The organism is Streptomyces xantholiticus (assembly GCF_014651015.1).
In the GTDB taxonomy this organism is placed as follows: Bacteria; Actinomycetota; Actinomycetes; order Streptomycetales; family Streptomycetaceae; genus Streptomyces; species Streptomyces xantholiticus.
This window is the reverse complement of the sequence record NZ_BMWB01000012.1, coordinates 63,780-90,060: the sequence shown is the minus strand read 5'-3', so window position 1 is coordinate 90,060 and position 26,281 is coordinate 63,780. Positions and strand designations below refer to the sequence as shown.

Annotated in this window: 18 protein-coding genes and 3 pseudogenes; 9 read left to right on the top strand and 12 right to left on the bottom strand. The window is 70.2% G+C overall.

Translation table 11 applies throughout. The features are described from left to right. Positions 1-2: 2 nt before the first annotated feature. The 3 genes and pseudogenes from IE198_RS36145 to IE198_RS19130 form a co-directional block, all read left to right on the top strand. Positions 3-1,273, top strand: a pseudogene (locus tag IE198_RS36145) (glycoside hydrolase family 15 protein); the annotation flags it as partial. Next, positions 1,215-1,565 (top strand): annotated as a pseudogene (locus IE198_RS36615) (glycoside hydrolase family 15 protein); the annotation flags it as partial. The pseudogenes IE198_RS36145 and IE198_RS36615, both read left to right, overlap by 59 nt. A gap of 4 nt (positions 1,566-1,569) precedes the next feature. Beyond that, complete coding sequence (locus IE198_RS19130) at positions 1,570-2,172, top strand: hypothetical protein (protein WP_373299895.1); 603 nt, start codon at positions 1,570-1,572, stop codon at positions 2,170-2,172. Between the two features lie 110 nt (positions 2,173-2,282). Here the strand turns inward: IE198_RS19130 and IE198_RS19125 are convergent, their stop codons facing one another. After that, positions 2,283-3,206, bottom strand: a complete 924-nt coding sequence (locus tag IE198_RS19125; RefSeq protein WP_229834100.1) for a glycoside hydrolase family protein — start codon at positions 3,204-3,206, stop codon at positions 2,283-2,285. Between the two features lie 83 nt (positions 3,207-3,289). Here IE198_RS19125 and IE198_RS19120 point away from each other — a divergent pair, with 83 nt between their 5' ends. Then, positions 3,290-4,267, top strand: a complete 978-nt coding sequence (locus tag IE198_RS19120) for a helix-turn-helix domain-containing protein (RefSeq protein ID WP_229834098.1) — start codon at positions 3,290-3,292, stop codon at positions 4,265-4,267. Between the two features lie 250 nt (positions 4,268-4,517). On the opposite strand, the gene IE198_RS19115 is transcribed toward IE198_RS19120, so the two are convergent. The 5 genes from IE198_RS19115 to IE198_RS19095 form a co-directional block, all read right to left on the bottom strand. Further along, positions 4,518-4,973, bottom strand: a complete 456-nt coding sequence (locus IE198_RS19115; RefSeq protein WP_189888163.1) for a group II truncated hemoglobin — start codon at positions 4,971-4,973, stop codon at positions 4,518-4,520. A 439-nt stretch (positions 4,974-5,412) separates the two neighbouring features. After that, the gene (locus IE198_RS19110) at positions 5,413-5,643 is read right to left on the bottom strand and encodes a hypothetical protein (protein ID WP_189888161.1); all 231 of its coding nucleotides are present in this window, start codon (positions 5,641-5,643) and stop codon (positions 5,413-5,415) included. 57 nt (positions 5,644-5,700) lie between these two features. Next, positions 5,701-6,258 (bottom strand): hemerythrin domain-containing protein, encoded by a 558-nt coding sequence (locus IE198_RS19105; RefSeq protein WP_189888159.1) that lies wholly within the window; start codon positions 6,256-6,258, stop codon positions 5,701-5,703. A gap of 391 nt (positions 6,259-6,649) precedes the next feature. Then, on the bottom strand, positions 6,650-7,552 hold the full coding sequence (locus IE198_RS19100) for a universal stress protein (RefSeq protein ID WP_189888157.1): 903 nt from the start codon (positions 7,550-7,552) through the stop codon (positions 6,650-6,652). Positions 7,553-7,958: 406 nt separating this feature from the next. Continuing rightward, positions 7,959-8,702, bottom strand: coding sequence for an SOS response-associated peptidase (locus IE198_RS19095; protein WP_189888155.1), 744 nt, complete (start codon positions 8,700-8,702; stop codon positions 7,959-7,961). Between the two features lie 424 nt (positions 8,703-9,126). On the opposite strand from IE198_RS19095, the gene IE198_RS19090 reads away from it, so the two are divergent. Further along, positions 9,127-10,104 carry an SDR family oxidoreductase gene (locus IE198_RS19090; protein WP_189888153.1) on the top strand — a complete coding sequence of 326 codons (978 nt, stop codon included), beginning with the start codon at positions 9,127-9,129 and terminating at the stop codon, positions 10,102-10,104. 417 nt (positions 10,105-10,521) lie between these two features. Then, positions 10,522-11,388, top strand: a complete 867-nt coding sequence (locus tag IE198_RS19085; protein WP_229834096.1) for a Rieske (2Fe-2S) protein — start codon at positions 10,522-10,524, stop codon at positions 11,386-11,388. Between the two features lie 57 nt (positions 11,389-11,445). Here IE198_RS19085 and IE198_RS19080 read toward each other — a convergent pair whose 3' ends face one another. Then, complete coding sequence (locus tag IE198_RS19080; RefSeq protein WP_189888334.1) at positions 11,446-12,669, bottom strand: PP2C family protein-serine/threonine phosphatase; 1,224 nt, start codon at positions 12,667-12,669, stop codon at positions 11,446-11,448. A gap of 583 nt (positions 12,670-13,252) precedes the next feature. Here IE198_RS19080 and IE198_RS19075 point away from each other — a divergent pair. Both IE198_RS19075 and IE198_RS19070 read left to right on the top strand, forming a co-directional pair. Beyond that, a complete protein-coding gene (locus IE198_RS19075) occupies positions 13,253-13,900 on the top strand; it encodes a class I SAM-dependent methyltransferase (RefSeq protein WP_189888151.1) in 648 nt (215 codons plus the stop codon). Between the two features lie 231 nt (positions 13,901-14,131). Next, positions 14,132-14,322 (top strand): annotated as a pseudogene (locus IE198_RS19070) (transposase family protein); the annotation flags it as partial. 188 nt (positions 14,323-14,510) lie between these two features. Here IE198_RS19070 and IE198_RS19065 read toward each other — a convergent pair. Then, positions 14,511-14,795: a hypothetical protein gene (locus IE198_RS19065; protein ID WP_189888149.1), complete on the bottom strand. Its 285-nt coding sequence runs from the start codon at positions 14,793-14,795 to the stop codon at positions 14,511-14,513. A 101-nt stretch (positions 14,796-14,896) separates the two neighbouring features. After that, positions 14,897-16,138 (bottom strand): PP2C family protein-serine/threonine phosphatase, encoded by a 1,242-nt coding sequence (locus IE198_RS19060; protein ID WP_229834095.1) that lies wholly within the window; start codon positions 16,136-16,138, stop codon positions 14,897-14,899. A gap of 515 nt (positions 16,139-16,653) precedes the next feature. Between IE198_RS19060 and IE198_RS19055 the strand changes: the two genes are divergently transcribed. Next, positions 16,654-17,385 carry a hypothetical protein gene (locus tag IE198_RS19055; RefSeq protein WP_189888145.1) on the top strand — a complete coding sequence of 244 codons (732 nt, stop codon included), beginning with the start codon at positions 16,654-16,656 and terminating at the stop codon, positions 17,383-17,385. Positions 17,386-17,586: 201 nt separating this feature from the next. Here the strand turns inward: IE198_RS19055 and IE198_RS19050 are convergent, their stop codons facing one another. The 3 genes from IE198_RS19050 to IE198_RS35310 all read right to left on the bottom strand — a co-directional run bounded on the left by IE198_RS19050 (position 17,587) and on the right by IE198_RS35310 (position 25,940). After that, positions 17,587-24,051, bottom strand: a complete 6,465-nt coding sequence (locus tag IE198_RS19050; protein WP_189888143.1) for a type I polyketide synthase — start codon at positions 24,049-24,051, stop codon at positions 17,587-17,589. A gap of 201 nt (positions 24,052-24,252) precedes the next feature. Beyond that, positions 24,253-25,536 (bottom strand): beta-ketoacyl synthase N-terminal-like domain-containing protein, encoded by a 1,284-nt coding sequence (locus IE198_RS19045; protein WP_189888332.1) that lies wholly within the window; start codon positions 25,534-25,536, stop codon positions 24,253-24,255. Positions 25,537-25,730: 194 nt separating this feature from the next. Further along, complete coding sequence (locus IE198_RS35310) at positions 25,731-25,940, bottom strand: DUF5988 family protein (protein ID WP_229834093.1); 210 nt, start codon at positions 25,938-25,940, stop codon at positions 25,731-25,733. Between the last annotated feature and the right edge of the window lie 341 nt (positions 25,941-26,281).

The following is a 26,281-nucleotide window of genomic DNA, read 5'->3' as shown; positions in this document are numbered from 1 at the left end:
GCATGGCACGGGCGGCACGAAAACCGGCGCGGGCGGCGCAGTGGGGCGGATGGGAAGCTGGGGACATGGGAACCAACAGCGGTTCTCCGCCCATGCGCAGCGATCCGGACCCGTCGAGCGGGGGCTTGCGCCTCGGTGTCTACGTTCCGCTGCGGGAGTACGCAGTGATCGGTGACGGCCGCACTGCCGCTCTGGTCGCCCGGGACGGGTCGGTGGACTGGCTCGGCGTGCCCGACCTGGACTCCCCCGCGGTGTTCGGCGCGGTGCTGGACGCCGCCCGCGGTGGCCGGTTCGCTCTCGCACCGTCCGTGCCCTGTCGGGCGGAACGCCGCTACCTGCCCGGAACCAACGTCCTGGAGACGACCTTCGTCACTGCCCGGGGCGCGGTGCGGGTCACCGACGCGCTCACCCTGCACGAGAACGCGACGCTCACGCCGATGCGGGAGCTGCTGCGCCGCGTGGAGGGACTGTCGGGTTCCGTGCCCATGTGCTGGAGCGTGCAGCCCCGGTTCGGCTACGGCACCCGCCGCACCCGCTTCGCCCGGCACGCCGGTGGCCCCGTGGCGACAGCCGGAAGGGTTGCGCTCGCGATCCGTGCCTGGGACGTCGGCGAACCCGAATGCGACTACGGAGCGATCAGCGGCCACTTCGACCTCGCCGAGGGCAGCCGTGCACTGATCGCGGTGCCGTTCGCCGACCAGGAGCCCCTCGTTCTGCCGACCCGCGCCGAGTGCGAGGCACGCCTGGACGGCACATGTGCGGCCTGGCGGAGCTGGGCACACGATCGCCTCTACACCGAGCGGTGGCATCAGGCAGTGATGCGCAGCCTTCTGGCGCTGAAGCTGCTGGTCCATGCGCCTTCCGGTGCGGTCGCGGCGGCGGTGACGACCTCGCTGCCGGAGAACATCGGCGGCGAGCGCAACTGGGACTACCGCTTTTCCTGGGTGCGCGACTCCGCCTTCACCCTGGCCGCGTTCCTGCGGCTGGCTGCCCGGCGGAGGCACACGCCTACTTCTGGTGGCTCATGCATGCCTCGCAGCTCACCCATCCGCACCTGAACGTGCTGTACCGGCTGGACGGCGGCCACCGCACCCCGGAGAGGTCCCTTCCCTGGGAGGGGTACCGAGGGTCCGGTCCGGTCCGCATCGGCAACGCCGCGGTGGGCCAAGTCCAGCTGGACACCTACGGCGAGTTGCTGCAGACGGCGTGGCAGTATGCGTTGGCCACCGGACGCCTCGACGCAGACATCGCACACCGCCTCGCCGAGCTGGCGGACTTCGTCTGTGCGACCTGGCAGGAGCCCGACGCGGGCATCTGGGAGGTCCGCACCGCCCCGGCACTTCACCCAGTCGAAAATGATGTGCTGGGTGGCACTCGACCGCGCCGCCGACCTCGCCGAACGCGGTCTGATCCCCGCCCGGCACTTCCCCCACTGGCAGACCACACGCAGCCGGATCCGCGCCTTCGTCGAGACGCGCTGCTTCTCACGGGACCGCAACAGCTACGTACGCTCCGCCGGCAGCGAGGACCTGGACGCCGCCGTCCTCCTGGGCCACTTGTACGGATACGGTGGCGACGATCGTCGCATGCGGGCCACGATCAGCACCCTGGACCGCCATCTGCGGCACGGGCCCTACGTCGACCGGTACTCGGGAGAAGACGGCCTCAGCGGCGACGAAGGAGCGTTCCCGCGCCGCGTGGGGAACCGCTGCGGGCGCCTTCGTCGGCACACTCGCGCTGACGACCGCGCTGCGCACCGCCAGCGAGCTGCGCCTGACCCGCATGGATGTGCCGTTTCTCCTCGGCACCGCGGTGACCGTCAACCGCACCCGTGCAAAAGCCATCGGCTACCTGATGCACTTCCTCAACGGGCAGGTCTTCGCGTTCGTCTACCTCGCGGTCTTCGTTGCCATCGACCAGTCGGGCTGGTGGCTGGGCGCCCTGTTCGGACGCGCGCACGGCTTGTTCGCCGGCACCGCACTGGTCAACATCCTGCTGCCGCTCGTCCACCCGCGCATCGGCAGCCCCCTGACCAGCGCCCCGCAGGTGGCTCTGCTGGAACCCCCGGGCTTTCTGATGCGCAACTACGGGCCCGGCACGCCTGTGGTCACCGTGCTCGCGCACATCGGCTACGGGGCGACCGTCGGCGGCTTCACGAATCTCGCAGCCTGATGCGACGGACCGCGATGCAGGTGTCCGCCGGCCCCTGATCCGGATGCCGTCACGCCGTCCCCGGCGGTCGGGCGAGGACGGCGACGACGAGGGGCACGAAACGGTCGTGGTCAGCCCGTGGCGGCCGCCGTGATCAGCTCGGTCCGCAGTTCATGGCTCCCGTCGGGCAGCCTTGCCTCATAGAAGATGCGGTATCCGCCCGCGGGCAGGGAGAGGACGTCGAGGTAGCGGACATCCACGACAGGGGCGTCGTCGAACGCCATGAGCGCCGCATCCCCGCCCGTGGACTGCGGTCCGGCGAGAGAGGTGCGCTCGAACCAGTTCTCCTCGGCAGTGGCTCTTCCGTCGTAGCTGACGCGGCCATCGGCCAGGACGCTCGTCAGCCGTGCACCGCGAGCGTCCCACGCGCCGGGACGACCGCTGAGCACGGTGCCGTGCTGTTGCCACCGCAGCCCGTCGTCGCTCGTGGCGTAGGACGTGGTCATGCGGTCCTCCTGGCCCGGCTCGTCGAGGAGGTGACAGCAGATCCACGCCTGCCACTGACGGCCGTCGTGCCGTATCACCGGGTCCTTGACCGCTGTGGCCTCATCGCCCTCGAACACCGGGTGCACCTGCGCATCGAGCAGCCCCTCCGGAGACGGTGCCTCAAGAACGCCGATCCACCAGTGCTTCGTGCCGGGCGTGGCGCAACTGACGTAGAGCCGCCACCGTCCGGAGCCGGTCCGTACCAGCGCGGGACGTTCGACCATCATGGCGCCGAAGCGCTCCTTGGTGAGGATGCCGACCGTCGTGTACCGCTCGCCGTCGACCGAGCGGGCGATGACGTTGTAATCGTCCGCGTCCCGTACGCGGTAGGCGAGGACGATGGATCCGTCCGTGTCGAGGGCGGCGCTCGGGGCACCCGCCCACCGCTGCGGGCCCGTGCCGGGGGCGGGTACGGCGACCATGGCGCGACCGGGCCCGGGCAGCGGAAAGGGACCGGACACTCGGTGTGCCGCGAGGCCGGAAGTGCTGGTGATTCTGCTGAATGCCATGGCCACAGGCTCCCTGCCGCCTCCCTGGAGCCGGAAGTGGCATGACTGCCAGGGTGCGGGAAGTTTCTGCCATACTCGCCTCCGTGATCGGTGATGTGGTTGCTGTGATCGGGGACCGGGCCGCCGCCTTCGAGCTGGGTATCGTGTCCCATGTCTTCGGGTTGGACCGCTCGGACGACGGGCTGCCGACGCATGACTTCGCCGTGTGCACACTGCGCCCTGGACTCGTCCCGACCACCTCGGGTTTCTCGATCGCCGTGGAGCACGGAGTGGAGCGGATCGCGACCTCCGATCTGGTGACGGTCCCGGCATGGCCGCAGCTGGACGCCCCGGTGCCCCCGCAGGTTCTGGAAGCACTGCGTCACGCGGTCGCCCGCGGGGCCCAGGTGCTCTCCGTGTGCACCGGCACCTTCCTGCCGGCCGCCGCCGGCCTGCTCGACGGCCGCCGGGCCGCGACGCACTGGCAGTTCACCGACCTGCTCGCCGAGCGGTTCCCCGGGGTGGACGTCGACCGTGACGTCCTGTACGTGGAGGACGGCCCCATCCTCACCAGCGCCGGAGCAGCGGCCGGAATCGACGCCTGCCTGCACGTGGTGCGCCGGGAATACGGCGCTGCGACAGCCAACGCCCTGGCCCGCCGCATGGTCGTACCGGCTCACCGGTCGGGCGGACAGGCGCAGTTCGTCGAGACACCCGTCCCGGCACCTCGAACGACATACGAGCTGTCCGGCCTGATCGACTGGATACAGGGGCACCTCGACCAGCCGCTGACCGTGCCCGCCCTCGCCGCCCGGGCGGCAATGTCGCCCCGGACCTTTGCCAGACGGTTCAAAGCCGTCACCGGCACCACCCCGCACCGCTGGCTCCTCGATCAGCGGCTCCACCTTGTGGAAGAACTCCTGGAAACCACCGACCTGCCCATCGAGGCGGTGGCTGCCCGGGCGGGCTTCGGCAGCGCCGCCACCCTGCGTCACCATTTCGCCGCCCGCCGCGGCGTCGGACCCGCCGCCCACCGGCACACCTTCCGCACCGAGCACCAAGGGGCTGACGCCCGGCGGTGACACACCAGGCGCTGGGGGCTGCGCGCTTTCGCCGCCGCCGTCGGTTGACTCTGGGAACCCGTCAGGGGCCGGCGCGCCGCTGAACCGCGCTGATCTCCGTCCCGCGCTGCATCACGCCGGGACGGCGTATGGGGCAGGGAGCGCGGACAGCGACTTCGGCGACGTACCGGGCCGGATCCGGCGACAGCTGCCACCGGGGCTCGGCCGGGTCACAGCGAGCCGAACGGGCGCCTGAGCCCGCCCGGCTCGGTCAGCGCAGCCCGTCCCAGCCCCAGCGAGGGGTGGGACCTGGCTCGCCGACGTCCGTGCCGGGCGGGTCGGCCGACACCGTGCGGGCGATCTTCGTGCCCCAGTCGAAGTACTCCACCACCCGGCGCTGCAGCAGCTCGTCGCCGGGCAGTTCCTTCGCGACCGAGTCGGTCATCAGCTCCATCCAGCGAAGCCGCTGCTCCTCGGTGATCTGCAGTCCGAGATGGGCGCGTAGGAGGGCATGGTGACCGCCCAACTCGTCGGTGAAGCGGGTGGGTCCGTCGAAGACCTCTGCCAGCCAGACGGCGACATGCTCGATATGGGTGGGGGTGAAGTCGGCAAACACGGGGGCGAGCACCGGGTCGGCGAGTACCGCCTCGTAGAACGTGTTGCTCAGGCGGCGCAGCGCGTCCGCGCCGCCGACCGCCTCGTACAGCGTGCTGGGCTTCTCGCTCATGACTCCCACGATTTCCCGGATGACGGGAAACAGCCAAGCCTTTCCGCTCTGGGCGCATGGACCGGAAGGACGAAATCCGGGTGGGCCCTGGGAGCGTGCCGGCCCCGGCCAGGCTCGCGTCCGGTCCGCCGACCTTGCTGGAGCTGTAGGGAGAAGGGCCTCGGTGGAGTGCACACGTGCGTCGGGCCTGGGGCACCAGCCTCAGGTGACCTGCGCCGATGCTGCTGCCGCCGGCGGTCCTGGCCACGAGCGTCGTGCGCCCACGGCATCATGGCGACCCCGCCCCCGGCCGTGGGGCTGCGGACATCAGTGGTGGAGATCGCCCGGGTGGACTGCGGCTGCCGGGGAAGCCGGTGCCGGCGCCCCTCGGCGCGGCCGGCGCAGCTTGCTTGCTCCACGGGGCGGGAGCGGGTGACGGTTCTGTGCCCGAATTGCGCTGTCAGCTGCCCAGTCGGGTCCGCAGCAGTTCCTTGCCCAGCTCGGCGCCCTTGCGGCTGTCGGCCTGGGCTTTGCGGAACAGCTCGGCAACCTCGGTGTCGTTGTCGCGCTCGGCGTCCTGGATGTAGGTCTCCATCCGCAGCGCGTTGTTCAGGCAGGCCTCGATGTACCAGATCAGGTTGTAGTGCTTGTCCTTGGTGCCGGTGACGTCACCGGTTTCGCTGCTGCTCATGCCGTCTCCTCAAGAAGGTTGGCCTCGGGAGGACCAGGTGTTGCCGTGGTGCAGTGCTCAGTGGTTACGACCGGTGATCAGGTCGCGGGCCCGGTCCACCAGGCCGGCACCGGGAGCGAGGATTTTGTTGGCGGGAGGGGTGTCCGGCGCGGAGGGGTGCGGCCGGGTCGGGGCCGTCTTCTTGGCCCTGCGGATCTTGTCGCCCAGTTCGTCCAGCTCTTCGGCAGTGCAGGCCGCTGCGAGCAGGGGGAAGAGGCGGTTCTCCTCGTCCCTGACGTGTTCGGCGACTTGGAGTTTCAGCTTTGCCACCAAATGGTTGAACTGATCGTCGTCGGTGTCGAGGCCTTCCAGGTCCTTCAGCATCCGCTCGACGCCGGCGTGGTCCTCGAGCTCCTTGCCCGCGAGATCGTCGCCGCCGTCGACGTGCCGGCGGACCGCCGGGTAGAGGTACTCCTCCTCGGCGACGGAATGCCGCACCAGCTCGACCGTGAGCTGGTCCGCGAGCTGACGACGCCGCTTGTCCCCGACCGGCTGCTGCTCGATCCGGGCGAACAGCTCGTCCACCTCACGGTGGTCGGCCGTCAGTTCGTCGATGACGTTTCCGCCGTGTCCCATGCCGGTTCCCTTCTTGATCTTCCAGGCGCAGTACACCGTGGCAGCCCGAGTACCCAACACCCGAAACGACACGCATGATCCGGCCGACACGTGCGGCAGTCGGACCACAAGCAGGGCCGCTCAGCCGCAGTCCGGGCTGCGCTCGGCCGATACGAAACCGGTCGGGTCGGTGTCGAGGCGCCGTTTTTCGTGCGGCAACTGCCGGATCTGCATCCGCGGCATGACCGTGGGCCGGGCACACGAGTCACGCGGTGCGGGAGATCGCCGATCTCGGGCATCTCCCCGCGATCGTCGGCGACGCTGCACCAGGGGCCGATGAGCTCTTCGCCGGGGGCGGGTCGCGCGGGTCGGCGAGCCCGCGTCGGTCATCTCCATCAGCGGCTGCCCAGCGCTACTGCGGCTGTTGAGGTGGGGCCTCGCGTTGCGGCACCACCGCGACCGGGCAGTCGGCGTGCTGGAGCGCGGCGTGTGCCACGTGACCGAGGGGCAGCGCGAGAGGCCCGTGCCGTCGAGGGGCGCCCAGGACAAGCAGGTCGGCCGTGGCCGACCGCGTGAGCAGGACTTGGTGGACGGGGCCTTCGGCGGCGACGCGACGCACCAGTACGTCGGGGTGTTCGTGTTCCCGGTCGCGCAGGGCGTCCTCCAGCAGCGTCGCTGCCGGGTCCTCATCATGGTGTGCGGGGCCCCCGGTGAGCAGCGGATGTCTCAGGGATTTGAGGGCGGGGCGGCGCCAGGCGTGTACGGCTTCCACCGTGCAGCGCCGCGCTTCGGCCTCGCGGAACGCGAAGCGGATCGCCGCTGTGCTCGTTGGGGCGTCGCCGACGCCGACCGTGATTCGGCCATTGGCTCCTTGGCGGTTCTGCGGGCTGCCGCGTACGACGATCACCGGACAGTGCGCGTGCGTTGCCAGAGAGCGGCTGACGGAACCCAGCAGCGCACCCGTGATCGGCCCTCTGCCGCGGCACCCTGTCACCACGGCGGCGGCGTGGTGTGCCTCCCGCAACAACGCTGCCTCGGCGTCCTCGGGAACGATGTCGACTGTGATCTCCGCGTCGGGGTGGCGTCGCCGAGCCCGTTGGGCAGCGTGGCCGACGATGTCCTGCGCGAGCGCATGCTCAGGAGGAACCTCCGCCGACTCCGACTGTGTGAAGACGGGGCCTTCGTAGCGTTCCCAGAGGGAGGCGTGCACGATGCGCAGCGGCAGGCCGTGCAGGGCCGCTTCGTCCGCAGCCCAGTCGGCCGCCCCGAGACCGGCTTCCGATCCGTCGACGCCCACGACCATCGGTAGTGTCATCTGCCCCACCGCCTTCAGCACGCATGCGCCAGGATGCCTCAATTCTCCCGCGCCTTTGCCCCTGTGCCATGTCTGGATGGTGCAGCGCTGACGGAAGGCGCGGAGTCCGGCCCGTTCTCCCGGCGACCAGCGCGGCAACCTCACTGCTGAGCGAAAAGGTCCGGCCGATCCGGCCCCGGCGAGCGAGTGCTCGGGCTTCGAGGTGAATCCAGGCAACGGCGTGGGGATGCCCGGCCGGCCTCAGGGCCGGCTTCGGACGGCTCGAGCGCCACCGAACGCCACACAGAAAACGCGCTGGTCCGCATGGATCAACGCAGTTGCGAGAACGAGCGGTGGGACACCGCCGACCCGCGACCCTGGTCGGTGCTGGACAGACCGCCATGCGGGTCAGGCGGCCCCACGACGGCTATCGGTCGACTTCGTCCAGGAGGTGAGGGCCGTTGTTGCGCACACTGTTCACGGCTGTCGAGACAGGGCGGACGTCCAGGTTGCCGTCCGCCGGCCGGCTGAGGAGGGCGCGTAGGTCGCCGGTGTCCTCGTGGCGCGGGTCGAGCCAGGCGTCGTAGTGGTCCGGGGTGAGGGCGAGCGGCATGCGGGGATGGACCCGGCCGGCCGCGTCGGTGGCTTCCGTGGTGATGACCGTGCAGGTCATCAGCCACGCGGCGGTGTCGTCTTCCTGTTCGACCTCCGGATTGCGCCAGTACTCGTACAGGCCGGCAAGCGCCATCACCTGCCCGTCGGCCGGTCGGATGTAGTACGGCTGCTTGCGGGCCTTGCCAGCTCTTTCGGTCTTGGACTGCACCCACTCGTAGAAGCCGTCGGCCGGGAGCAGACAGCGGCGCTGGGCAAAGGCACGACGGTAGGCGGGCTTCTCGTGCACCGTCTCCACTCGCGCGTTGATCATGCGAGAGCCGATTTTCGGGTCCTTCGCCCAGGACGGCACCAGGCCCCAACGCAGCGGCCGGAGTTCCCTGAGCACGGATGCCTCGTCGCCGCCCTTGCGCGGGCTGCGCTCCAGGACGGCGTAGACGTCGTCGGTAGGGGCGACGTTCCAGTTCGGCGCCAGTGCTTCTTCGGGGCGCCAGTCAGTGACGTTGAAGAGCCCGGTCAGGTCCTGCGGACTGCGGGTGGAGACGTAGCGGCCGCACATATCGCCACTGTGCCACGACATCCGCGCCGGACGGAGCATGGGACTTGGAGCTGCTGGAGTTCGTCGATCCGGATGCGTACGCCGTCCTTGACCGACGTGCCGTCCCCGTCCCCGATCTGAAGGGAGCGCCGCCGGCGGGCATGCACTCACCGGCCGGTCTTCCCGGCCTTGCCGCAACGAGGCCGGCGGTCCCGGGTCCGACCTCCTGCTCCTACGGATCGAGAACGCTGCCTGAGACGGCCCGGCGGTCTGCGACAGAGAGAACGCACAGTCGAACACCGCTGTCGGCATGGACGCAAGGGGCTCAGGGAGTGAGGCAGCCGGGTGGCGTAAGGAAGCACCCGGAGAGCACTCGCCGAGCGGTGGAAAGGACTCTCCGGTGGTTAAGTGACGCATCGGACGTGATGCGGAGATAGGGGTCTACATGCGAGTGCGTGATTCCGTGGTCGTGATCACCGGGGCATCCAGCGGCATCGGGCGGGCCACCGCGGTCGCCTTCGCCCGGAAGGGATGCCCTGTGGTGCTGGCAGCCCGGCGGGGGGAGGCACTGGAGGCGGTCAGGCGGGAGTGCGAACGTCACCGTGGCGCGGAGGCCCTCGTCGTGCCGACCGACGTGACGGACGCCAAGGCGGTCCACGACCTCGCCCGGCGGGCGGTGCAGCACTTCGGCCGCATCGACGTATGGGTCAACGCCGCGGCGGTGACAGTCTTCGGCTCGTTCGACGAAGTCCCTCTGGAGGACTTCCGCAAGGTCATGGATGTCAATGTCATGGGGTACGTGCACGGCGCCCGTGCCGCCCTGCGGGTGATGCGGGAGCAGGACCGGGGGACGCTGATCAACGTCTCCTCCGTCGTGGGTGTCGTGAGTCAGCCGTACACGCACGCGTACGGCATGTCCAAGTACGCCGTCCGGGCGTTGAGCGCAAGCCTTCGCCAGGAGCTGCAGCTGGACAAGGCGAAGCACATCCACGTGTGCACGGTGCTGCCCGCCACGATCGACACGCCGCTGTTCGAACATGCCGCGAACTACACGGGGCGCAAGCCGCTGGCGATGCCCCCTGTGTACAGTCCCGAGCGGGTGGCACGGGCCATCGTGGACCTGGTGCGCATGCCCAGGCGCGAGGTCGTGGTGGGACCCATGGGGCGGTCCATGGTGCTGGAGTCCAGGATCATGCCGGGGCTGGTGGAGCGGATGATGGCGCGGCAGGTGGACAGGACGCACCTGTCCCGCAAGGAGCCCGCTCCGGCCGGCCACGGCAATCTGCACGTGCCGGCGCCCGGGGAGGGGGCGGCGCACGGAGGATGGGGTGGACGCCGCCGCACCGCGATGCGCCGCCTCACCGCCGCCACGCTGATGGCCGGCGCGGCGGCGAGTGTCGCGCGGCGGGTCCGCGCCCATTGAGCGGCTGGGACGCGCACGAGTTCACCGCTACGGCCGGCACCCGCGTCCACGCCGCCGTCCTCGGCCACCGTGGGCGCCTGGCCGGCTGCCTGGTGGAGCGCAGGACCGTTGCCCCGCCACATCGCGGTGGCAGGCATGTGCCTGCCGCACTGGGTGGTAACGGTGAGTAGCCCGCTTCCGCGTCGGTGATCGCCGGACTACGGAACTCCGTCGGCGATCGCGGCCACTGGTGCTGCACGACGCGCGGAAGCCACGCGCTCCCCCGACCTGGGGGCGCACGTTTCTTCCGCCGCCGTGGGGTACCCGTCCTCCATGTACCGACAACGGGAAGCCGATGGCCAGGTCTCCATCACGCCGATACGCGCGCTACAGCGGTTGATGCCGTCAGCCGCGGGCCCGGGAAAAGTTCTCACGGCAATGGATCGCCTCGAGCGCAATGCCGGGCTCGACGGCATCGCCGACTCCGTACGGCGAGTGGTGCGCGGCCTTCCACTCGGCCGCGGCCGCGACGTCCTGCACGGACGATGGCTGGGCCATCCGGTGCATCCCTTGATGGTGCAGCTTCCGGTGGGCAGCTGGTTTTCGGCAGCGGTGCTCGATCTGCTGCCCGGGCAGCTCCGGGGAGCCCGAGCGCTGATCGGTGTGGGGCTCGCCGCCGCCGGACCCGCGGCGGTGGCCGGCTGGGTCGACTGGGCCGAGCTGCAACGACAACAGATGCGTGTGGGGCTCGTGCACGCCGCGGCCAACATCACCGCAGTGGCCCTCTACAGTGGCTCGTTGGCTGCGCGGATACGGGGACGTAGCGGCCTGGGCAAGGCTCTGGGATTCGCCGGCCTTTCGGCCGTGAGTCTCGGCGGCGCGCTCGGCGGCCACCTGGCCTACCGGCAGGCCGCCGGGGCCAATCACTCCGAAGTCGTCCCCCATCTGGTGACGCTCGGCTGGCACGAGATCGGGGCGGTGGCCGACTTTCCCGTCGGACAGGCGGTACGGCGCCACATCGACGACGTGACCGTGCTTGTCGTCCGCGAGAGCGGCAACAAGGTTCATGTCCTGGCCGACAGGTGCAGCCACATGGGCGGGCCGCTCACGGAGGGTGTGATCGCGGACGGTTGTGTTCAGTGCCCCTGGCACGGGAGTGTCTTCCGTCTTGCCGACGGCTGGAACGTACGCGGCCCGGCGACGGCACCGCAGCCCGCCTTCGACACGCGCATCACGGACGGCCACGTGGAAGCATGCTTGCGCCTTGACGAAACGAGGGCCGGCAAGACAACGGATGCCGCCTGACACCCGAACTCAGGGCGCAGGGTCCCGGACCCGGGACAGCCACTGATCGAGCCGTTCTCAGGTGCTCGCCAGGGGCACTCCGGCCACGGGCGCGTTCTCGCGGGTGCTGAGGGCGCGGGGGCCGAGCCATTCGCACAGCACGATGGTGGCGTCGTCCTGGAGTCGGCCGCTGTGGTGGTGCAGGTGGGCTCGCATGAGGCGGCGCAGGGTTTCGGGGACAGGCAGTCCTTCGGTGTGGTGGCGGACGAGAAAGTCGATGAAGGCTTCGAGTCCGAATTCTTCGCCGCGAGTGCGGGCCTCGGTGATGCCGTCCGTGTAGAGGACGAGGCGGTCGCCGGGCTGCAGCTGCTGGTGACACATGATGGTGGTCAGGCCGAGGTCCGTACCCATGGGGTGGGCAGGCGGGCAGTCCACCATGGTCGCCGCGAGTCCGTCGCGGAGAAGGACCGGTGGGTGGTGTCCGCGGTTGGTCCAGGTCAGGACACCGGTGGTGGTGTCGAGGTCGGCGAGGATGCCGGTCACGTAGTGGTCGGCGCCGAACTGCTCGAGGAGGACCTGTTCGATGGCGTCGCCCAGATCGGCAAGGCCGGTGCCCTGTCTGCGGCGATTGCGACAGGCACTCATGGCGAGATTCGCTGTCAGACCGGCGGCGGTGTCGTGTCCCATCGCGTCGAAGATGGAAAGGTGGACGATGTCGTCTGCCGTGGAGTAGTCGAAGGCATCGCCGCTGACCTGGTACGCAGGCTCCATCACCGCGCCGATGGTGACCCGGCCGTCGGCGTAGGTGCGCGGCGGCATCAGCTGCCACTGCATCTCCGCGGCCACGTTCATCGGCTCGCTCCGGATGAGGCGGGCGTAGGTATCGCTCAGATTTCGCCTGCTGACCACCAGCATCGCCACCAGTGAGGCCAGCGACAGCATGGCCTCCTGCATGTCCCGGTCATCCGCCGGGGCGGTCAGGTACAGGAGCCCGAGCCGCTCGGTGCCGTCCAGCAAAGGGACCCACCAGCAGTGCGTCTCGTCTCCGGTAGGCATGATGCTGCCGTACTGGTAAGCCCGCCCCGGGATGCTGCCCTCGATGGTCACCTTCGCCGGGCGTCCCCCGAGCCCGTGCGCCGCATCAGGGCGTTCGCCGGTGAACAGGCGCAGTTCGTCGTGCTGCAGGTCAGCCAGGTAGATCAGCGCCTCGCTGAACCCGGCAGTCGCCGCATGGTCGGACACCCGCGCCGGCAGCTGTTCGAAGGACATGACATGGCTGTCGGCGAGCAGCCCGGCCAGCATCCGCCGGACATCGCGGTCCCGGTCCCTCACCGCGGCACCTCATCTCACAAGTCGGTCCGGTCCGACGCCTTCCACGATCCCACACGCGCAGAGCGTGCACTCCTGCCGCCGCGCTGTGCTCTTGCCATGCCGCGAGCTTCATTGGCCGCCAACGCATTCCCAAGATGAGCATCCGGCAGCGCCGGCCCCTCCGCGCATCCTGGTCGAGCGCGTCGAACCCGCTCCGACCAGGCCAGTCATCGCCCTGCTGGTCAGCGCCCCGCACCTCAGCATCCGGACCACCCGCGGCTACGTCGCCGTCTTCGTCGAGGACGTGATCCGCCACTACCAGGCCCACCTCCACCCGAGGCGCCCGTCCGGTGGCGAACGCACATCGGGACGCCACCGCGCAGGACGGGAACGAGTTCGAGGCGCACTTCGACCACCGCAAGGTCGAGCTCCGCTCCTGCGGACGCCCCTACGGCACCCCCTGCCGGCACGAACACCCCTGCTTCCCTGAACCAGCGACAGCCCGGGCGACCGGCAGGAGGGGAGATCATAATTCTCTCGGCTCGCCTCGGGGCCAGGAACTACTGTCGCGAGCATGGTCGAACACGATGCCCTCAGTGCCACCCGCGAGGCTTATGACGCCGCTGCCCCCACCTATGCGCAGCTGTTCCGCGACACGCTGCGTGACAGTCCCCTGGACCGCGCGATCTTGGGTGCCTTCGCCGAGGTCGTAAATGCGAGTGGGGACGGTCAGGTCGCGGACCTGGGGTGTGGGCCTGGCCACATCACCGCTTATCTGGGAGAGCTGGGGCTTGCTGTGTTTGGCGTTGACGCCTCTCCTGCGATGGTCGAGTTGGCTCGGCAGGCCTATCCGGGCCTGCGGTTCGACGTGGGCTCGATGGCCGCGTTGAACATCGCTGACGGCGTGCTGGGCGGCGTACTCTCACGTTGGTCCATCATCCACACTCCGCCGCGAGAACTCCCCGTCATCCTCTCGGAGTTCCACCGTGTGCTGGCCCCTGGCGGCCACCTCCTGGTCGGCTTTTCGGCAAGCGACGATCCGTCTCACCCGACGCAGGTCTTCGATCACACAGTCGCGCCGGCCTATCGGTGGTCGCCCGATCACCTCGCCGCGATGCTGCGCAAGTCCGGGTTGGCCGAGGTGGCCCGGATGGTTCGCGAGCCTCAGCCCACAGACCGACGGCAGTTCCAGGAGATCCAACTGCTCGCCCGCAAAGCCTAGGCGGGAGCTGTCCGACCGGACACATGGCCGCGTTCAACCTGCCGGACGGGGAGCCGTCCGGCTCCAGGCGTCGACTCGTGATCAGGGCTCACCGCCCGTTCGAGCTCCGATCCGGTCGAACGAGAGGACTTCGAGGAACACCCTCCAAGGACTGTCCCCGCAATGATCCGGCGGCCTGCGTCGCGGACCGAAAAGGCGCGATGTCGTGCGCGCACTGTGTGTACGGTGCCGGTCGTGGCCGCGTACTGACGTTCCAACCTGACGCTGCGCCGGCTCGCCCCTCCCTTCGGCGTCTCGAAGTCCGCCGCTGACCGCATCATCCACCGCCTCGGGCCCCTGCTCGCGCTCCGGCCCGCAAACGGTTCAGTAAGGATGCCGTGCTCATCGTGGACGGCACCTTGGTGCCCACCGCGGAGAGTACGGACAGGCCCGGGAAGCTGGTGATGATGTCGGCATCCGGGTGGGCGACCCATCAGATGCGATGTGCCCGGACCCGCGGGCAGAGCTGGACGCCTTGGCCGGGCGCCTCGATCCCGAACAAGCCGAACTCCGCGAGACCCGGCGACGATTGAGCGAGCTCGCATCAGGTGGTTGGGGCGCGTCGGCAACGTCATGCGTGGCCGCAGCTCATCGACGGCCCGGTCGAGAGAGGTCCGGCTGTCCAGCAACTCCCGGTGACGTCCCGAAGCTTCTGGTGCCGCACCGCCAGGAGGTTCGGGACCCCACTGCGCGTCAGTTGCCGCCCGTCGTTGTCAGGGTTCAGACGCCGTCCGTGCAGCCTGTGTTCCAGACGGCCGCGCGTACAGCTCGTGCACACCACTGCATTCAGCAGCGCCGGGTCGCGGAAGGTCGCCGGCGTGATCGTCACCTCGGTGATCCGGATCGCGTCGCCCATCAGGCGTTCACCTGCGTGCACAGGACCGACCCGGCATCGGTGATTCGCCGGCCGGATGAAGTGAACGGTGTCACCGAGACGAGTTCCGAGCCATGCAGGTGCTACAGGCGGACGATGATCAGCGCGATGTCGTCGTCTCCGCCGCCGCTGACCCCGAAGCGGGACAGCAGCGCGTCGGCCAGGTGTTCAGGGGTCATACGAGGGTTGGCGGCGAGGATGTCGGTGAGCCGTTGTTGGCCGGCGTCGATGTCCTCGCCGCGGCGTTCGATGAGGCCGTCGGTGTAGAGCACGAGGGTGTCGCCAGGAGAGTAGGGCACGGCGGCTCTGGGGCGCGGGACGTGCTGGAGACGGGCGCCCAGCGGTGGGTCGGTGGCCTGGTCGAGCAGGACGGTGGTGCCGTCGGGGCGGGCAAGGACCGGTGCGGGGTGGCCGGCGTTGCTGTAGGTGATGTGGCGGCGGCGGGTGTCGATGACGGCTTCGACCGCGGTGGTGGCCAGTGCACCTTCCACCGCGCGGGCATACAGGCCCAAGACCTCCATGGCCCTGGCGGGGTCGTGCAGGGCACGGACGGCGGCGGACAGTGCGCTGCGGAGCATGCCCATGGCGGCGGCGGCCGCCAGACCGTGGCCGACGACGTCACCGACCGCGACCGAGAAGGCGTCGTCGGGCAGGTCCACCACGTCGTACCAGTCCCCGCACACGTTGAGCCCTTTGGCGGCGGGCAGGTAGCGCACCGCGATGTTCCGGTGCCGAGCCAGATCCGGGGACTGCAACATGGCCTCCTGGAGGGTGACGGCGACCATCCGCTCCCTGTCGTGGGCATGCCGCAACTGCTCATTCAGCTGCTGGAGCTCCTGGGCTCGCCCGTAGAGTTCGGCCTCCATGGCCTGCCACTCGCTGAGCGCCTGCCCCGGCTGCCCGTGGGCGGAGTGGGAAAGCACGAACTCGGTCACGTCCTCCACCCGGTGGATGATCCAGGCCACCCGCCCGTCCGGCCCGAGCACGGGGGTGTTGATCGGTGACCACCACCGTTCCTCGAAAACCCCCGGGTCGTCGGGGACGGGGATGTCGTACTTCTGCACCGCCATCGTGTCCGGCTCCCCCGAACGCAGAACCCGTTGGAGGGAAGCACTCAGGTTCCGTACCCCGTCGGCATGGGGGTCTGCCGGGTTGTCGGGGAATGCGTCGAAGAGATACTGCCCGACCAGGTCTTCGCGGGAACGACTGGTGGCGCGGCAGTACGCCGCGTTGACGTCGAGGATCACAAGATCGGGGCCCAGCACCAGATACGGACTGGGGGTGGCAGCGAACAACGCCTGGTAGCCGATCGGCGGTGTGGTCACAGGTGCTCTCCCGTTCCTGTGGGTGGCCCCCTGCCTGGTTCTACTATGCGCGTCGCCGATCGCCACAGCGTGGCAGGGCCCTCGGAGTGTCGTAGAACCCCTGGTCAGGACGGTGGTGGTCCTTCTTGCACGGTGCCTTTCGGGGAGTGAGGTCGGATCCGGTTGCGGGTGGTGGAGCGAGCCGGGTCCGGAGAGTGAAGGCAGACCTTCACGGCCCGTTCCGGGTGGCCGCGCCGACGTCGCCCGCGATGCCTCGTGCCGGTGGCGCCGGCCCGCGCGACTGCACCGCGACCGCCCTGCCCCTCCCCCGCTGACGTGCCCGCGCCCGACGTCGCGTGGCCGGCGGCCCGGCCGACCCCGCAGGAGGGCAGCCGTTTTCAAGAATCGCCGTCCGCGCAATCGGCCGAGATCGGACCTCCTTCGGGTGAGGCGGTGCCGCAGGTCCTGAGACAGCGCCTGCATCCGGTGATCCTCATTCACGTCGGTCGGTGACAGCGAGAGGAATGGGTCTGCTCATGAGTGGGGACATCCCCGTCGGCGAAGGGGCGGATACAGCCGGCTCGCGGCACCGCAGGCTGACCCTTGCCGGCGCGCTCATGTTGGGCGGCTTCCTTCTCAATGTCGTCCTGACCGCAGGGCTTCATCCTTCAGGAGAGGAGGACGACCACCCCGCGATCTTCACCCAGTACGCAGAAAGCAGCAGCTGGATCGCCGTTCATCTGGGCCAATTCATCGCCGTCCTGGTGACGCTGAGCGGTCTGCTCGTGCTGTACCGGGTCCTGCGCGGTACCGAGAGGTCATCCCTGGTGGCACAGCTGGCGGCCGCGGCAGTTGTGGCTACGGCCGCCATCTGGGCCGTACTGCAGGGGCTGGACGGGGTGGGTCTGAAGCAAGCCGTCGACTCATGGGCCGGCGCTTCGGGCACGGAGAAGACGATCCGCTTTGCCAACGCCGAGACCGTGCGCTGGCTGGAATGGGGATTCCAGAGCTACTTCCGCATTCTGCTCGGGCTGAGCCTCGCCCTGTTCGGGACAGCGATTCTGGCCGGTCGCCAGATCCCCGGCTGGCTGGGCTGGACGGCCCTCGCTGCCGGCCTATGCTCCGTGATCTTCGGAATCGACGTAGGTTACAGCGGCCTGGCCGGCGGGCTCCAGGACGTCCTCGGCATCGCCACCTTCGTCCTCGTCCTGGTCTTCGCCATCGGAGTGCTCGTTGCCGGAGTACGCGAGCGCGGCCACCACAGCTGAACCGAAACGGTCCAACAGCCCGAAGAGCGGGCCGGGCTGCGCAGCCGGGTCAGCAGCCGGTGGGCCACGGGGGCCGACAGCGCGGTGTGAGCCGGAGGCCGCGTGCGGATCGCCGTGAACAGTAGCGGCGGGCGATTCGGTCGGGGTGACTTCTTGAGCACGTGCAAAGGGCCGTGCGGATGCGCCGTGGCCGCCGGTTCCTCATTCCAGGCTCATTCCCATCTTGTCGGCCAAACCCGCGGCGAGCGCCGCGATGGTGGGGTGCTTCCAGACGAAGTCGCCTGCGAGTTTGATGCCGAGGCCTGCCTGCAGTCGGGTGCGCAGTTCCATGGACAGCAGTGAGTCGAAGCCGAGACTGCGCAGCGGTGTCTGCGGGTCCAGTCGCGCACTGCCGGACTGGAGGACGATGCTCATCTCCGTGGCGAGATGGTCCTCCAGGGCCGTTCGGCGGGCGAGAGGGGAGTCAAGCCCCGCCAGGCGGGCACGGACGTCGGCTGCGGTCACGGTCTCGCCGCCCGGTGGTGCGGTGCCCTGGGCCTCGTGGCGGTCCACGAGGCCCTCGAAGAAGGGGGCGCTGCGGACCTTGGGCGGGATCCAGGTCACGGGTGTGCCGGGCAGGACACCGGTCACCACCCGCCGGTGGGTGAGCAGCGCCTCGAGGGCGCGCAGGCCGTCTTGGGTGGCCATGGTCTCGTAGCCACGGTCGGCGAAGTCGGTTGCGACGCCGGTCTGTCCCCACGGCCCCCAGTTGACGGCAAGGGTGTGCAGCCCTTGGGCGCTCCGCCAGATCGCGAAGGCGTCCAGCCAGGAGTTGGCGGCGGCGTACGCGCCCTGGCCCGGGTTCCCCAGCAGCGAAGCCATGGACGAGTAGAGCACGAACCAGTCGGCCGCGTGCCCTGCGAGGGCCTCATGGAGTCGCCATGCCGCGGTGACCTTGGGACGCCAGACGCGTTCGAGCTGTTCGTCGGTGATGTTGGTGAGCGCGGCGTCGTCGAGGACCATCGCCGAATGCACCACTCCCCGCAACGTCAGCCCGCCTGCCGTGGCCGCTGACACGAGCCGCTCGGCCACCCCGGGCCGGGAGGCGTCCCCCAGTTCGACGGAGATACGGGTGCCTGCGGCACGCAGCCGGGCCAGCTTCCTTTCAGCGGACTCGCCGGGCGGTGTCCGGCCGTTGAGGACGATGTGCCCGGCGCCCAGTTCGGCCAGGCGGGCCGCCGTGGCCAGGCCGACGCCGCGCAGTCCCCCGGTGATGACGTAGGCGCCGTCGGAACGGACCGGCGAGGGCGGTTCGGCCTGCACGGCGGTCGTCTCCCCGTGTTCGGGCACGGTCAGGACGAGTTTGCCGATGTGGCCGGCGCCCGCCATGAGACGGAACGCCTCCGTGGCCAGGGCCAGGGGGAACTCCTGGTGCGGCAGCACCTGGAGGGCGCCGGCGGCGAACAGGTCCATGACCTCGCCCAGGAGATCGCGGAACGCCTTGGGGCGGCGTTGCTGAAGTCCTATGAGGTCGACAGTGCTGAACGTGACGTTGTGGCGGAACGGCGCCAGCCCGAGGGAGGTGTCGGCAAGGATGTCACGGACTCCCAGCTCGACGAACCGGCCGAAGGGACTCAGTGCCTCCAGCCCCATCCGGATCGCCGGCCCGGAGAGCGAGTTGAGTACGACGTCGACGCCCATGCCGCCGGTCGCCTCGCGGGCCTGTTCGGCGAAGTCCAGTGAGCGGGAGTCCATCGCGTGCCGGACCCCCATGCCGCGCAGGTAGCCGCGCTTCTCGTCGTTCCCTGCCGTGGCAAGCACCTCCGCCCCCAGGTGCCGTGCGACGGCGAGCGCGGCCAGGCCCGTACCGCCGGTGGCGGAGTGGATGAGAACGCGTTCGCCTTCGGCGAGGTGCGCCACATGCCGCAGGGCGTACCAGGCGGTGAGATACGCCGTCGGGATGCCCGCCGCCGCAATGGTGTCGACGCCGGCCGGCAGGTGGACCACGGCGTCGGCCCGGACCGTCGTGAACGAGCCGAAGGCGCCACCGGCGAGATCCACGGCCAGGACGGAGTCCCCGACCCGGACATGCTCGACGCCCGGGCCGACCGCGGTCACCGTCCCCGTGCATTCGAAGCCGATACGGTCGGCGCCGCCAGCGCACCGGTCCGCGGCCGGCAGAAGTCCCATGACGGTGAGGACGTCACGGAAGTTCAGTCCCGCTGCGGTGACTTGAAGCTCCACTTCACCCGGACCCGGCGGGTGCCGCTCGCCCACCACAAGATGCAGGGAACCGAGGTCCCCGGCCCGGCCCGCGCGCAGCCGGAAGCGGTCGACGCCGTAGCGTACCCCTCGGGCGGTCACGCTCAGGCGCTCGGTGTCGGTGAGGGGAGCGGGGACGAGCCGGGCCACACGGCGGTCCGCGCCCCGCACGGCCATCTCGTCTCCGGGCGTCCCGCCCAGCAGGAGGTCGGCCGTCTGCCGCAGGTCCTCGTCGGACCGTCCCGTGTCGACGAGGGTGGCACGCACCTCCGGGTGCTCGTGCGCCAGGACGCGCACCAGACCGCGGACCGGACTTTGGGCGGGGTCGGCCGTCTCCCCCGTTTCGACGGCGCGGGCGCCCTGCGTGACGACGTACAGCCTCGGAGGGCGGGAGCAGTTCGCGACCGCCTGGACGACGCCGAGGAGCCGCCGGGTGCGCTCCAGGGCGTCCACCGTGGGATCGGCAACCGGCCCGTCGGCGCCGGCTGCCTGCGCGGAGGCCGAGCGGACGACGCCGGAGGCCTCCGGTCCGCCGGACGGTGTGCAAAGGAACACCACGGCACCGGGCGGATCGATCAGTTCGCCCTCGGCAAGGCGGTCCCGCAGTGCGGGGACACGGTGCTCGCCCTCGGGAAGGGCGGCGACCCGGACACGGGCCCCGGACACGCGGAGCGCGTCGGCGAGTTCCTCCGCCCGGGTGCCGCGCTCGCCGACCACCAGCCAGCCACCGGCCGACGCGGCCATCGCCGTCCTCGCGGGCGGTGCTTCGGCAGCGGTGGGCGCGGGCTGCCAGTCGACGGCGTAGAACCACCGGTCGACGTCGGTGCGCTCGGTGACTTCGCGCTGCAGCAGGCGCAGGCCGTTCAGGGCGAACACCGTATGTCCGTCACCGCTCAGCAGCCGGATGTCCGCGGTGATCCCGTCAGTCTGCTTCCGCGTGATCTTCGCGTGCCCGTGGACCGCCGCACCGGGATCACCGTGGATTCTCAGCGACTTCACGCCGACCGGTAGGACGAGGCCGCCGGCGGCCTCGTCCCGTACCAGGGTGGCGACTGCGAGCTGGGCGCACAGGTCCACGAGCACGGGATGGACGCACAGGGAACCCGGTGTGGGACCGGCCGGGGAGGGGACGTCGACCCGTGCCCAGACGCTGTCACCGGTGGGCGACAGGCGTAGTTCGCTGATCCCCGCGAACGCCGCTCCATGGTGGAGGCCGCGCGAGCGCAGGCGCTGGTACATGGTGGCAGCGGGCAGAATCACGGGGTGCTCCACATGCCGGGTGTGCACGGGGACGAGTTCGGGCTCTCGCGGTGGCCCGCCCGAACTCAGGATGGCACTGGCGTGCAGCACCCATTGCTCCTCGTCCCCGTCGGCGCGCGCGAAGATCTCGCAGGTGGCGCGGCCCCGGCCGGACAGGTCCGCCGTCGTGGTGATCTCTGATCGACCGTCCAGGGCGAGCGGTTCATGGAAGGCGACGTCGGCGACCTCCACCTCACGCGGCGGCACGTCGAAGGCCTGGCAGGCGGCGGTGAGGGCGAGGGCGCAGTAGGCGGCCCCCGGCAGGACCACCACGTTGTTCAGCTGGTGGTCGGCCAGCCAGGGATGGGCGCGTGTTCCGGCTTCTCCCCGCCAGCTGTGCCGGACGGGACGGCCCGGTGTCCTCCCGTGGACTCCGGGGAGGGAACTGTGCGCGCCGCTCGGCCCGGAATCCGCCGCGAGGCCGGGTGCCGCCGGGGACCTGCCGTCATCGGGCCGTTCACTCGGGTCCACCCAGTGGTGTCTGCGGTCGAAGGCCATGGTGGGCACGTCGGCCAGGGCTCGGCCCTCGTACAGGGCGGCCCAGTTGACGGGTGCGCCGGCGCAGTGCAGGGCGCCGAGCTGGGTACGGAAGGTGGCCTGCTCGTTCTCCTCGCGCCGGAGTGTGGGCAGGACGACGGGTGCGTCGACGAGCCCCCTCAGGCTGCCGGTGACCGCCTGGGTGACGACCGGATGCGGGGACACCTCTACGTAGGCCGTGTGCCGGTCCTGGGCTGCCGTACGGATCGCATCCGCGAAGCGCACCGGCCGGCGCAGGTTGTGGCACCAGTACTGGGCGTCGAGGACCGGGACCGTGCGGGGGTCGTCCAGCACGGTGGAGTAGAACGGTACGGTCGGCGGGCACGGCGTCAGGTCGGCGAGATCCGCCGCCAGTTCGTCCAACAGCGGCTCCACCTGTGGGGAGTGCGAGGCGACGTCCACCGCGATCAGACGGGCGGGTACATCCCGGGCGTCCCAGCACTCGACCATGCGCTCCACGGCAGCCCTGTCGCCGGCGACGACGGTGGAACCGGGCGCGGCCAGGACCGCGACGGAGACCAGTGCCGAGGCGTCGGCGGATGCCAGGTCCGCCTCCACCTCGGCACGGCCCAGGGCGACGGTTGCCATGGCACCGGCGCCCGCGATGCGGGTCAGCAGGGCGGACCGCCGGCAGATCACCCGGACACCGTCCTGCAAGGACAGCGCCCCCGCGACGACGGCGGCGGCCACCTCGCCCATCGAGTGGCCCACGACCCCGGCGGGCTCCACACCGCAGGCCCGCCATGCGGCGGCCAGAGCGGTCTGCACGGCGAACAGCACCGGCTGCACCCGTCCGCATCCGGTGATCTCCCGGCCTTCCCGTACGACGTCGAGTACGGAGAAGCCGGCCTCGGCGGCGATCAGCGGCTCGATCTCGGACAGGGCGGTGGCGAAGGCCGGTTCGCGCGCGAGGAAGTCGCGGGCCATGCCCGGCCATTGGGAGCCCTGTCCGGAGAACACCCACACCGGCCGCCTGCTCACACCTGCCGCGACGGACCCCCATACCACGCCCGGCACAGCCTCTCCGGCGGCGAACGACCGCAGGGATCGGACGAAGGCCGGGCGTGAGGACGCCACCACGCCGAGCCGCCCACGTCCGACCGGGCGGCGCAGCGCGAGGGTGTGGGCGATGTCGGCGAGAGGCACGCTCGCGCCGTCGCCCTCCAGCCAGTCGGCAAGCGTGCGCGCCGCGGCGGGCAACACGTCGGCCGAGCCGGCGGGCACCAGCAGGACATGCGATTCCGCGGCCATGGCACGCGGCCGGCCGGGGCGCGTGCCCGGCGGGCGGCGCTTGGCCGTGGCAGGCGCCTGCTCCAGCACGACATGGGCGTTCGTGCCGGCGAACCCGAAAGAGGAGACGGCTGCCAGCCGGGACGTCGTCCGGGTGGGCCAGTCCGTCGGCCGGTCTGGCACGAAGAAACGAGTGTTCTCCGGGGCGACGGCCGGGTTCCAGCGGGTGAAGTGCAGGCTCGGCGGAACGACACCCTGCTGCAGGCACAGCACCGCCTTCATCAGGCCGGTGACCCCGGCAGCTGGTTCCAGGTGCCCCAGGTTGGTCTTCACCGAACCCAGCGCACAGCGATCCCGGCCCCTTCCGTAGACGCGGGCCAGACTCGTGAACTCCACCGGATCGCCGACCGGGGTGCCCGTGCCATGCGCCTCGATCATGCCTACCTCACCGGGGTCGACCCCGGCACGGGCCAGCGCCTGACGGAACAGTGCCTCCTGGGCCGCCGCCGACGGTGCGGCCAGGCCGTCCGACCGGCCGTCCTGGTTCACGGCGGAGCCCCGGACCACGGCCAGCACCCGGTCACCGTCCCGCACGGCGTCCTGCAGACGCTTCAGGACCACGACCGCACAGCCCTCACCGCGCACGAAGCCGTCGGCCGCCGCATCGAACGCTCGGCAGCGCCCCGTCGGCGAGAGCATGCCCATCCGGACGAACGACCGCGTCGTCCTGGAGGCGAGCACCAGGGTGACACCCCCGGCGAGCGCCACATGACACTCCCCGTTCCGCAGTGCCTGGCCCGCCAGATGCAGGGCGACCAGTGAGGACGAGCACGCGGTGTCCAAAGCCACCGACGGCCCTTGCAGCCCCAGCAGATAGGAGATGCGCCCCGGAGCCACACAGTGACCGTTCGTCAGGACCGCTCCCTCCAGCTCTTTGGGATGCCCCGCCAGGCGGTCCATGTACTCGGTGTAGCTCAGCCCGGTGAACACCCCGGTCGAGGTCCCTGCGAGGCGGTCGGGTGGCAGTCCCGCGTGCTCCAGCGCCTCCCAGGACACTTCGAGTAACAACCGGTGCTGGGGGTCGAGTATGTCCGCCTCGCGTCCGGAGACACCGAAGAACGCCGCGTCGAATCCGGAGACGTCCCTCAGCCAGCCGCCCTGCCGGGGCAGCGCGGCATCCCGGCCCCGCCCTATGTCCGTACGGGTGGGCGGCGGATCTCCTACCGCGTCGCGGCCGGCCGCCAGCAGCCGCCACAAGGCAGCCGGGGAGTCGACGTCCCCGGGCAGCCGGCAACCCATGCCGATGACGGCGATGTGTCCGCCCCCACCGGCCGAAAAGTCCTGCGTGTTCTGTCCCATGATCTTCCTGCCTCTGCTGCCGTCGTCGGATCACTTCGATGGTGGGGAGGACGACCGTCGACGAGACGGGGCGATCGGCGCCGCCGGAGCCGGCCGTGGTCGGCGAGGGCGACACCAGGTCGCGTGTCCTTCCCTCTCCGGCCGGGCCGCGAACCGGGTTGCACCACGTGGCAGGCACGCGGGTGCCGGAACGGACCGCCGTCAGACGGCGTCCGGGCTGCCGACGAGAAGCACGCTCTTCACCCCGCCGATCTGGTAGTTGCAGGTCAGCGCGTAGTCGAAGTCGAGAGGCCTGCTGCTCGTGCCGGGAACCGGATCGAACGGCAACCCGTCGGCGGGCTCTTCGCAGTTCGCCGTGGGACACACCTGCCCCCGCTGCATCATCAGCAGGCTCAGCGCCACCCCGAGGCAGCCCGCCGGCGCGCCGTTGTGGCCGAAGCAGGCCTCCTGCGAGGTCATCACCAGGCCGCTGTCGGGGCCGTAGAGCTGCTTGACCGCGTTCGCCTCAAAAGCGGTGACCACCACATCACCGTCGCTGCCGCCGTGTACATAGGGAATCTGCGAGATGTCCCACCGGTCCCCCAGGCACTGGCGGACGGCTTCCACCAGCGCGGCTCCGCTGTCGTCACTGGCCAGGGGGTTCGCCAGACCGTCGCGGGTCATGGCATGAGCCAGCACCTGACCATGGGCGCGTGCGCCTCGCTCATCGGCGTGCCTGCGGGACTCCAGGATGAGGGTGGCCGCGCCTTCACCGTGGTTCACGCAGTCCGCCCGACGGTCGTACGGGCGCATCAGGCGGTCGAAGGACGGCAGGAGTTGCGGCATGCCCTCGACCCGGACGGCCTCGTACGCCCCCTGGGCGGCACGCAGCAGCCGTTGGACGTTCAGGATGACGTCCAGACCGAAGAGGTCCACGCCCGACACGACGGCAAGGTCGACCACACCGTTGGCGATCAGCTGCTGAGCGGTGCCGACCTGCACCGCGGACGAGGCGCACCCGCAGGACACGGTGAAGCACGGGCCGGTCGACCGTATGAGCGCGCCCTGTACCAGGGAGACGTCGGACGGTGTGAGGCCCTGCTGGCCCCGGACGAACAGTTCCATCGCCTCCTGCGGGCTGGTCGTCAGGGGATCGGCCTCGAGCACTGCCATGTAGGGCCCGACATTGGTGTCCACCCCGCCACGCCCGGTCAGAACGGCCGCTCCCGTCAGATCACCGGCGCGGAAGTCCAGCCCGGCGTCGGCGCAGGCCTCCACCAGCGAGACCAGCCCGAACCTGTGGGCGTTCGTGTAGTGCCGGGAGAACGTCGGCGGGATGTCCGGCAGCCGTGCATCGAACATGGCCTGCGACAGATCGACCGCACCGTAGTGGACGTCACCGTGGACGAGGTTCGACGCGCCACGTGACGCGACGTCCCAGACGTCGTCCGCGGTGAAGACGGGCCGGCTGCTGCCCGGCAGACAGAACCCCATCCCGGTGACCATGACGTCCCGCGCGCTCACTCCACCGCGTTCTGGTCCTGCGGATATCCGGTGTTCTGGCGGTGAGCAAAAGGAGTTGCTCATCTCGACCTCCCATAGGCGGTTGATGGTGCGCCGGTGTCGCGACCGGAAAGCAGATCCGCCACCGGTATTGCGGGATCCCGCTCATCACCGTCGGCTGCGAAACCGACGCCCCGCTATTCCGCTCCGGGCTGATGGCGCGTCCAGCGGTACACCGGCATGGGGCCCTCACCGATGTCGGCGAACTCTCCTGTGAATTCGTAGTGCTCGTAGCCGCCGACGTACGCGATCTTCACCGGAACTCCCTCGCCGCCGGACGGCGCCTGCACTACCTGCGGAGCACCGCTCGGACCACCTTTGAGCAACACGAGACCGGGAGAAGACATGGGCGTATCACCTCCTGTGGTGTAAAGAGAATGGCGGGGGATCGATCCGATGACGTACTTGTAAAGGTAGTTGGCAGAGTCTTACCAACTTAGGCCTCGGGAAGGCCGATAGAAACGGGGCATCGGAGCACGAACAGAGCGTGCGACCACAGGCCGGTCCCAACGTCAATCGCCACGCAAACGAGCTACCTGAATGTCGGGCAGTGCTCCGGCGCACACCTCTGACGCGTTACTTTCCGACCCGCGCGCGGACGATGAAGGAACCGGAACGCAGAAATGCCATGCCATGGGGCGCCCGGGGATCGCGGGCGCTACGGCCGGGACGAACGCCCAGCGGTCGT

Bases quoted from the DNA above. Each gene is read 5' to 3' on its own strand.
- IE198_RS19045 (WP_189888332.1), bottom strand. From the start codon at position 25,536: ATGGTCACCGGGATGGGGTTCTGTCTGCCGGGCAGCAGCCGGCCCGTC.
- IE198_RS19050 (WP_189888143.1), bottom strand. From the start codon at position 24,051: ATGGGACAGAACACGCAGGACTTTTCGGCCGGTGGGGGCGGACACATC.
- IE198_RS35310 (WP_229834093.1), bottom strand. From the start codon at position 25,940: ATGTCTTCTCCCGGTCTCGTGTTGCTCAAAGGTGGTCCGAGCGGTGCT.
- IE198_RS19110 (WP_189888161.1), bottom strand. From the start codon at position 5,643: ATGAGCAGCAGCGAAACCGGTGACGTCACCGGCACCAAGGACAAGCAC.
- IE198_RS19095 (WP_189888155.1), bottom strand. From the start codon at position 8,702: ATGTGCGGCCGCTACGTCTCCACCCGCAGTCCGCAGGACCTGACCGGG.
- IE198_RS19115 (WP_189888163.1), bottom strand. From the start codon at position 4,973: ATGAGCGAGAAGCCCAGCACGCTGTACGAGGCGGTCGGCGGCGCGGAC.
- IE198_RS19075 (WP_189888151.1), top strand. From the start codon at position 13,253: ATGGTCGAACACGATGCCCTCAGTGCCACCCGCGAGGCTTATGACGCC.
- IE198_RS19100 (WP_189888157.1), bottom strand. From the start codon at position 7,552: ATGACACTACCGATGGTCGTGGGCGTCGACGGATCGGAAGCCGGTCTC.
- IE198_RS19085 (WP_229834096.1), top strand. From the start codon at position 10,522: ATGGATCGCCTCGAGCGCAATGCCGGGCTCGACGGCATCGCCGACTCC.
- IE198_RS19065 (WP_189888149.1), bottom strand. From the start codon at position 14,795: ATGGGCGACGCGATCCGGATCACCGAGGTGACGATCACGCCGGCGACC.
- IE198_RS19105 (WP_189888159.1), bottom strand. From the start codon at position 6,258: ATGGGACACGGCGGAAACGTCATCGACGAACTGACGGCCGACCACCGT.
- IE198_RS19080 (WP_189888334.1), bottom strand. From the start codon at position 12,669: ATGCTGGCCGGGCTGCTCGCCGACAGCCATGTCATGTCCTTCGAACAG.
- IE198_RS19125 (WP_229834100.1), bottom strand. From the start codon at position 3,206: ATGGCATTCAGCAGAATCACCAGCACTTCCGGCCTCGCGGCACACCGA.
- IE198_RS19055 (WP_189888145.1), top strand. From the start codon at position 16,654: ATGAGTGGGGACATCCCCGTCGGCGAAGGGGCGGATACAGCCGGCTCG.
- IE198_RS19090 (WP_189888153.1), top strand. From the start codon at position 9,127: ATGCGAGTGCGTGATTCCGTGGTCGTGATCACCGGGGCATCCAGCGGC.